Below are 6,443 nucleotides of genomic sequence, written 5' to 3' on the forward strand. Positions count from 1 at the left end.
CACGCCGCCGCGGTGGTCAAGGCCGGCATCTTCCTGCTCATGCGGTTCTCGCCGGCGTTCCACGACGTGCCGGTGTGGAACGCGCTGCTGGTCTCGGTGGGCATGGGCACGGCGGTCATGGCCGCGCTGTTCGCGCTGCAGAAGACCGATCTCAAGCAGCTCATGGCGTACTCCACCGTCAGCCAGCTGGGGTGGATCATCGCGGCCATCGGGGTGGGCACCCGGGAGGCGCTCGCCGCCGCCGCCCTGCACACCGTCGCGCACGCCCTGTTCAAGTCGGGGCTGTTCATGCTGGTCGGTGTGGTGGACCACGAGGCCGGATCGCGGGACATCCGCGACCTGGGCCCGCTGTGGCGACGGATGCCGTGGGCGTTCGGCGCGACGGTCCTGGGCGCGGCGGCCATGGCCGCCGTCCCGCCCACCCTGGGCTTCGTGTCCAAGGAGTCGATGCTCATCGCGTTCGGCGGCGTGGCCGGCGGGAACACGGTGGCGGTCACCGCCCTGCTCACCGCGGCGGTGGTCGGCGCCGTGCTGACGTTCCTCTACAGCGCGCGGATCGTGCTGGGCGGCTTCCTCGGCGCCTACCGCGACCCCGCCCGCCCGGCGGCCGACCCCGACCGGGTCGATGCCTCGAACGTCCACGAGGCCCCGGTGCGCCTCTGGCTGCCCGCCGCCCTGCCCGCGGTGATCGGCCTGCCGCTGGCGTTGGCGGTGTGGGTGTTCGACGTCCCCATGTCGGCGGTCGCCGGGGCCGCGGCCGGGGGGACCGACGACCCGCCCTACGAGGCCCACTTCGTCCTGTGGCACGGGTTCACGCTCGAGCTGGGGCTCACTGCGCTCATCCTGGCGCTCGGCTGCCTCCTGGTGTGGCGCCGCGGCGCGATCGACCGGGCCCTGGACCGCGAGCTGCTGCCGTTCACCGGCGCCTCGGTCCTGGAGTCCCTGACGTCGGCCGTCACCAGCGCGGGCCGGGCCCTGGTCCGCCCCACCGCCTCGGACTCTCCGGCCCGACACGCCGGCGCCCTGATCGCCACCGTGAGTGTGTACGCGCTCGGGGTCGGCGGCTGGGCGCTGGCGACCGGCGCCACGATCCCGCCGCGCGTCGGCAGCCTCGACCGGACGATCGACCTCCTCGTGCTGGCGGTGGTGGTGGTGGCCGTGGGCGGGTTGTGCGCCGCGCGCTCCCGACTGGCCGCCGTGGTGCTCCTCTCCGCCGTCGGCATCGCGGTGACCATTCAGATCTTCGGGCTCGGCGCCCCGGACGTGGGGCTCACGCAGCTGCTGGTCGAGGCGCTCACGATCATCGTGTTGATGCTGGTCCTGCGGCGACTGCCCCGGGACTTCATCGCCCCCTCGCGCGGCCGCCGCACCGCCGCCATGGTGTTGGCGGTGCTCTCGGGGGTCGTGGCCACGGTCGCCGCGCTGGTCTTCACCGGCCGCCGGGAGCGCTCCCCGATCGGCATGTACCTGCTCGAGAACGGTCCCGAGATCACCGGCGGCGGGAACGTGGTCAACACGATCCTCGTGGAGTTCCGCGCCCTGGACACCTTCGGCGAGGTCGCGGTGCTGGGCGTGGCCGGGATCGCGATCCTCGGGGTCCTCGGATCGGTCCGCGCGACGGCGGGCGCGATCCAGCCCCCGCCGGACAGGGACTCACTCCCCGGCTCCGAGCAGAGCACCGGCTCGGCAGCCGAGGCCATCGAGGACGCGGCCCGCAACACCGCACCGCTGCGCCTGCTCGCCCGCGGGGTGGCCCCGGTCCTGGCCGTGGTCTCGGTCCTGCTGCTGTGGCGGGGCCACAACGACCCCGGCGGCGGATTCATCGCCGCGCTCGTCGCCTCGTGCGCGTTCGCGCTCATCTACCTGGCCCGGGAGTCGGACTCGCCGGTGAGCAGGCCCTCCACGCCGGTCGCGCTCATCGGGGGCGGGCTCCTGGTGGCGGGGCTCACCGGGGTCGGCGGCTACGCGCTCGGCCAGTTCCTCGAGCCCGCCCACTGGTACCTCGCCGGGCAGCACGTCACCAGCGCCCTGATCTTCGACCTCGGGGTGTTCGCCGGCGTGCTGGGGCTGGTCATGACGGCGTTCAACACCCTCGGCGCGGGTCGCTCCCCCGCCGAGGTCGTGCCCGGCCCGGACGCCCCGGCGGTCCCGCGCCGCGGCACCCGGACCCGGTCCGAGGAGGCCGCGACGTGACCCTCGCGATCATGATCGGCGTCCTCACCGCCGGCGGCGTCTACCTGATGATGCAGCGCGGCATGGTCCGGGTGGTGTTCGGGCTGGCTCTGGTCAGCCACGCCGTCAACCTCCTCCTGCTCACCGCGGGGGTCTCGGCGTGGCGGACGGAACCGCTGGCCGGCACCAACAGTGCGGAGGTGTCCGCGGACCCGCTCCCGCAGGCGTTCGTGCTCACGGCCATCGTCATCGCGTTCGCCGTGACCGTGTTCATGCTCTCGCTGGCCGTGGTGAGCCTGGACGACGACACCCACGACATCCCCGCGACCGGTGAGGAGCACGAGACGTGACCGCCCTGCTCCTGCCGCTGCTGGCCGCCGTCCCCGTGATGGCCGCCGCCCTCACCGCCATGCTGCCGTGGCGCGCGGTCGGGCGGGCGATGGCCCTGGCGGTCCCCGCCGCGACGGCGGTCGCCGGGTTCGGACTCCTCCTGCACCACCGGTCCGATCCCGTCGTCGCGACCCAGGTCGGCGGGTTCGTCCCCGGCGTGTCCATCCCGTTCGTGTCGGACCCCTTCACCGCCCTCATGCTCATCGCCACGGGGGTAGTGGCCCTGACGGCCCTGGTGTTCTGCGCGCAGACCGGCGAGTTCGACCGCAGCCGCTACTTCGCCCCGCTTGCGCTGCTCCTGCTCGCCGGCGCGAACGGCGCGCTGCTCACCGGCGACCTGTTCAACCTGTTCGTCTTTGTCGAGGTGATGCTGCTGCCCTCGTACGCGCTCATCGCCATGACAGGCACGTGGCGACGCCTCGGCGTGGGCCGGCTGTTCGTGGTGATCAACCTGCTCACCTCCACGCTCCTGCTCGCGGGCGTGGGCTTCGTCTACGCCACCGCCGGGACGGTCAACCTCGCCGTCCTGGCCGGCGCCGCGCAGGAAGACGGCCGGGTGGCCGCGGCCCTGGGCGTGGTGGTGATGGCCCTGTGCATCAAGGCCGGCGCGGTGCCCGTCCACGGCTGGCTGCCCCGGACCTACCCCGGGACCTCCGCGGGGGTCATGGCGCTGTTCTCCGCGCTGCACACCAAGATCGCGCTGTACGCGGTCATCCGGATCTGGGCCACCGCCTTCGACCTCGACCCCGCGTGGGGCCGCGTCCTCCTGGTGGTGGCGTTGGTGACCATCCTCTGGGGCGCCGTCGCCTCGGCCGCCCCCGTCGGCGCCCGCGAGATCCTGGCGTGGCAGATGGTCTCCGGCGTCGGCGTGATCCTCGCCGCGCTCGCCGTGTCCCGGGCACCGGGCGGGGCGATCGTCTACATGATCCACCACATGGTCACCATCGGCGCCCTGGTCATGCTGCTGGGCGCCGCCGAGCACGTCTACCGCAGCGGCCGGCTGGGCGGCTCCGTACCGGGCGGGTTGTCCGGACTGTGGCACCGCGAGCGGCCGCTGGGCGTCCTCCTGGCGCTGGCGATCGCCGCCCTGATCGGACTGCCCCCCACGTCGGGACTGATCGGCAAGCTCGAGGTCCTCTCCGCCGCCCTCGGGGCGGGCACCGCGTGGGGGGTGGCCACCCTCGTCGTCGTCCTGGTCGGGTCGCTCATCGGGCTGGTGGCCATGCTCCGGCTGTGGCGCGGCACGATGTGGGCCGGCGGCCCGGTCGACGGCGGGTCCCCGGGCGCGACACCGATCGACGACCAGCGCGACGGCGGGCTGGGGGACGACGACGACAGGCGCAGCCCCGCCACCGTGCCCGCGCGGTTGCTCGTGCCCGGCGGCGCGCTGGTCGCGGTCTCGGTGGCGCTGTTCCTGGGCTACGGGGCGGTGGCCCCTGAGGTCGACCGCGCCGTGGCCGGGCTGGTCGACACCGCCGGGTACGTGCAGGCCGTCCTCGGCGGGCCCGACGCGATGACCGCCACCACGATCGGCGGCGCCTCGTGATCCGCCGCGCGCTCCGGGCCCCCCTCGTGCTGGGCTGGCTGCTGTGGAACGTGGTGGTGTCGTCGTGGGCGCTGGCCCGGACGGCGGTCACCCCGGGCCCGATCGGCTCGCCCGTCCTGGTCCGCTACCCCATGCGCAGCCGCACCGACCTCGAGGTCACGGCGCTGGCCTGGGCCATCACGGTGACGCCCGGGACCCTGGTGACCGTGATCGGCCGCGAGGAGATGTGGGTCCACATCGTGCTCGGCGGGCCGCGCGGGGAGATGATCGACCTGCTCGCCCGGACCGAGGACCGGGTCCTGTCCGTCCTGAGAGGTGATGGCTGATGAGTCCACTGCTCACCGCGCTGCTGGGGGTGTCCACCGTGATCGTGGCCGCGAGCATGCTGGTCGCGGCGTACCGCGCGGTGCGGGGGCCGGGCGACGCCAGCCGCGCCGTGATGGCCGACCTCAGCTACTTCTGCGCGCTGGCGCTGTTCGTCATGTTCGTGATCCGCGAGGGCTCCGCGGTCGCGCTGGACGTGGTGATGCTCGGTTCGCTCGTCGGCGTCCTGTCCACGGTCGCCCTGGCGCGGCTGCTGTCGCGGGGACGGCGGTGACGGCGATGGGCCACCCGGTGATCTCCGACCTGCTGATCGGCGTCCCCGCGCTGCTCGGGTCGCTCTGCTTCCTCGTGGCGGCCGTGACCATGGCCAGGGCCGGCGACGCGTTGACGCGGATCAACATCCTCTCCGTGGCCACCGGGCTCGGGATGATGCTGTTCATCGCGGCGGCCTACGTCGACGACCTCACCGCGGGCTTCCGGTGGATGGCCCTGCTCACGGCCCTGGTGGCGCTGGGCGCGACGGTGGTCGTGACGACGGTCGCCTCCATCACCCTCGCCCGCGCCGCCTACCGCTCCGACGGCCGGCTGGACCCACGGACCGCGTACGACGACATCGCAGGGGAGGGCTGACGTGGTCTCGATCGGCGACCCGGCCGTGGCCGCCAGGCAGATCGACGCGCTGCTGGACGCCGGCGACCTCCACGGGGCGGCCGACCTCGTCGAGGGCATGCCGCCGTGGCTGGTGGTGGACGTCCTCGAGCGCAGCGGCGCCAAGGACCGCGCGGTGCTCTTCCGGCTGCTGTCCAAGGGCACGGCGCACGTGGTGTTCGAGGCGCTCGACCCGCCGGTGCAGTCCGAGCTGATCCGCGGGCTCCAAGCCGACCGGGTCAGCCAGATCTTCGCCGACCTCGACCCGGACGACCGTGCCGGCCTGGTCGACGAGCTGCCGGCCAACCTCGCCACCCGGCTCCTGCGCGGGCTCTCCGCGGACGAGAAGGCCCTGACCGACACCGTCCTGGACTACCCGGCGGGCTCGGTCGGTCGCCGGATGACCCCGGAGTTCATCAGCACCCACCCCGACACCACCGCCGGCGAGACGCTGGAGCGGGTGCGCCGCCGGATAGACCAGGTGGAGACCATCTACGGCCTGCCGGTGACCGACGACGAGCGCCGCCTCGTGGGGATCGTGGGCCTGCGCGCGGTGATGCGCGCCGACCCCGATACCCCGATCCGCACCCTGATGAACGAGGCCGTGACCGCCCGGGCCCGCGAGTCGGCGGAGGCCGCGGCCCGCCGGTCCGCAGAGGAGCGGCTGATCGTCCTGCCTGTGGTCGACGACGAGCACCGCCTGGTGGGCATCCTCACCTTTGACGACGCCCTGCGGGTCCTCGAGGTCGCCGACTCCGAGGACGCGGCCCGCCAGGGTGGCGCCGAGCCGCTGCGCCGCCCGTACCTGTCGACCCCCGTGCGGTCGCTGGTCCGCTCGCGCGTGGTGTGGCTGTTGGTCCTGGCCCTCGGCGCCGCGCTGACCGTGCAGGTGCTGGAGGTGTTCGAGGGGACGATCGAGCAGGTGGTGGCGCTCTCGCTGTTCGTGCCGTTGATCATCGGCACCGGCGGCAACACCGGCAACCAGGCCGCCACCACGGTGACCCGGGCGCTGGCCCTCGGCGACGTCCGACCCCGCGACGTGCTGCGGGTGACGCTGCTGGAGATCCGGACGGGCCTCACGCTGGGGTTGGTCCTGGGCGGGGTCGGCTGGGCGGTGGCCGGGCTGGTCTACGGGGTCGACCTGGGGATGGTCATCGGGCTGACACTGTTGGCCCTGTGCACCATCGCCGCGACGGTCGGCGGGGTCATGCCGCTGCTCGCGCAGGCGGTGCGCGCGGATCCGGCGGTGTTCTCCAACCCCTTCATCACGACCTTCGTCGACGCCACCGGCCTGGTCGTCTACTTCCTCATCGCCAAGGCCGTCCTCGGCCTCTGACCGGCGCCGCCCCCGCCGACCTGCGCC

7 protein-coding genes are annotated in these 6,443 nt (G+C 73.8%); all 7 read left to right on the top strand.

Annotation, left to right across the window (positions count from 1 at the left end; all coding sequences use genetic code 11):
• The coding region (gene mbhE / locus B4M60_RS00345) for a hydrogen gas-evolving membrane-bound hydrogenase subunit E (RefSeq protein WP_291079376.1) at positions 1-2,193 on the top strand (2,193 nt) is incomplete at its 5' end.
• Entirely contained in the window at positions 2,190-2,522 is a 333-nt protein-coding gene (locus B4M60_RS00350; RefSeq protein ID WP_291079377.1) for a sodium:proton antiporter, read from the top strand. The genes mbhE and B4M60_RS00350, both read left to right, overlap by 4 nt.
• Positions 2,519-4,108: a proton-conducting transporter membrane subunit gene (locus B4M60_RS00355; protein WP_291079378.1), complete on the top strand. Its 1,590-nt coding sequence runs from the start codon at positions 2,519-2,521 to the stop codon at positions 4,106-4,108. Before B4M60_RS00350 ends, B4M60_RS00355 begins: the two co-directional genes overlap by 4 nt.
• Complete coding sequence (locus B4M60_RS00360) at positions 4,105-4,434, top strand: Na+/H+ antiporter subunit E (RefSeq protein ID WP_291079379.1); 330 nt, start codon at positions 4,105-4,107, stop codon at positions 4,432-4,434. Before B4M60_RS00355 ends, B4M60_RS00360 begins: the two co-directional genes overlap by 4 nt.
• The gene (locus tag B4M60_RS00365; RefSeq protein ID WP_291079380.1) at positions 4,434-4,706 is read left to right on the top strand and encodes a monovalent cation/H+ antiporter complex subunit F; all 273 of its coding nucleotides are present in this window, start codon (positions 4,434-4,436) and stop codon (positions 4,704-4,706) included. Before B4M60_RS00360 ends, B4M60_RS00365 begins: the two co-directional genes overlap by 1 nt.
• A gap of 5 nt (positions 4,707-4,711) precedes the next feature.
• On the top strand, positions 4,712-5,062 hold the full coding sequence (locus B4M60_RS00370; protein ID WP_291079381.1) for a cation:proton antiporter: 351 nt from the start codon (positions 4,712-4,714) through the stop codon (positions 5,060-5,062).
• A gap of 1 nt (position 5,063) precedes the next feature.
• The gene (mgtE, locus tag B4M60_RS00375) at positions 5,064-6,416 is read left to right on the top strand and encodes a magnesium transporter (RefSeq protein WP_414646692.1); all 1,353 of its coding nucleotides are present in this window, start codon (positions 5,064-5,066) and stop codon (positions 6,414-6,416) included.
• Positions 6,417-6,443 lie beyond the last annotated feature (27 nt).

Origin of the sequence: Dietzia sp. UBA5065 (genome assembly GCA_002415925.1) — a bacterium.
Classification (GTDB): Bacteria; Actinomycetota; Actinomycetes; order Mycobacteriales; family Mycobacteriaceae; genus Dietzia.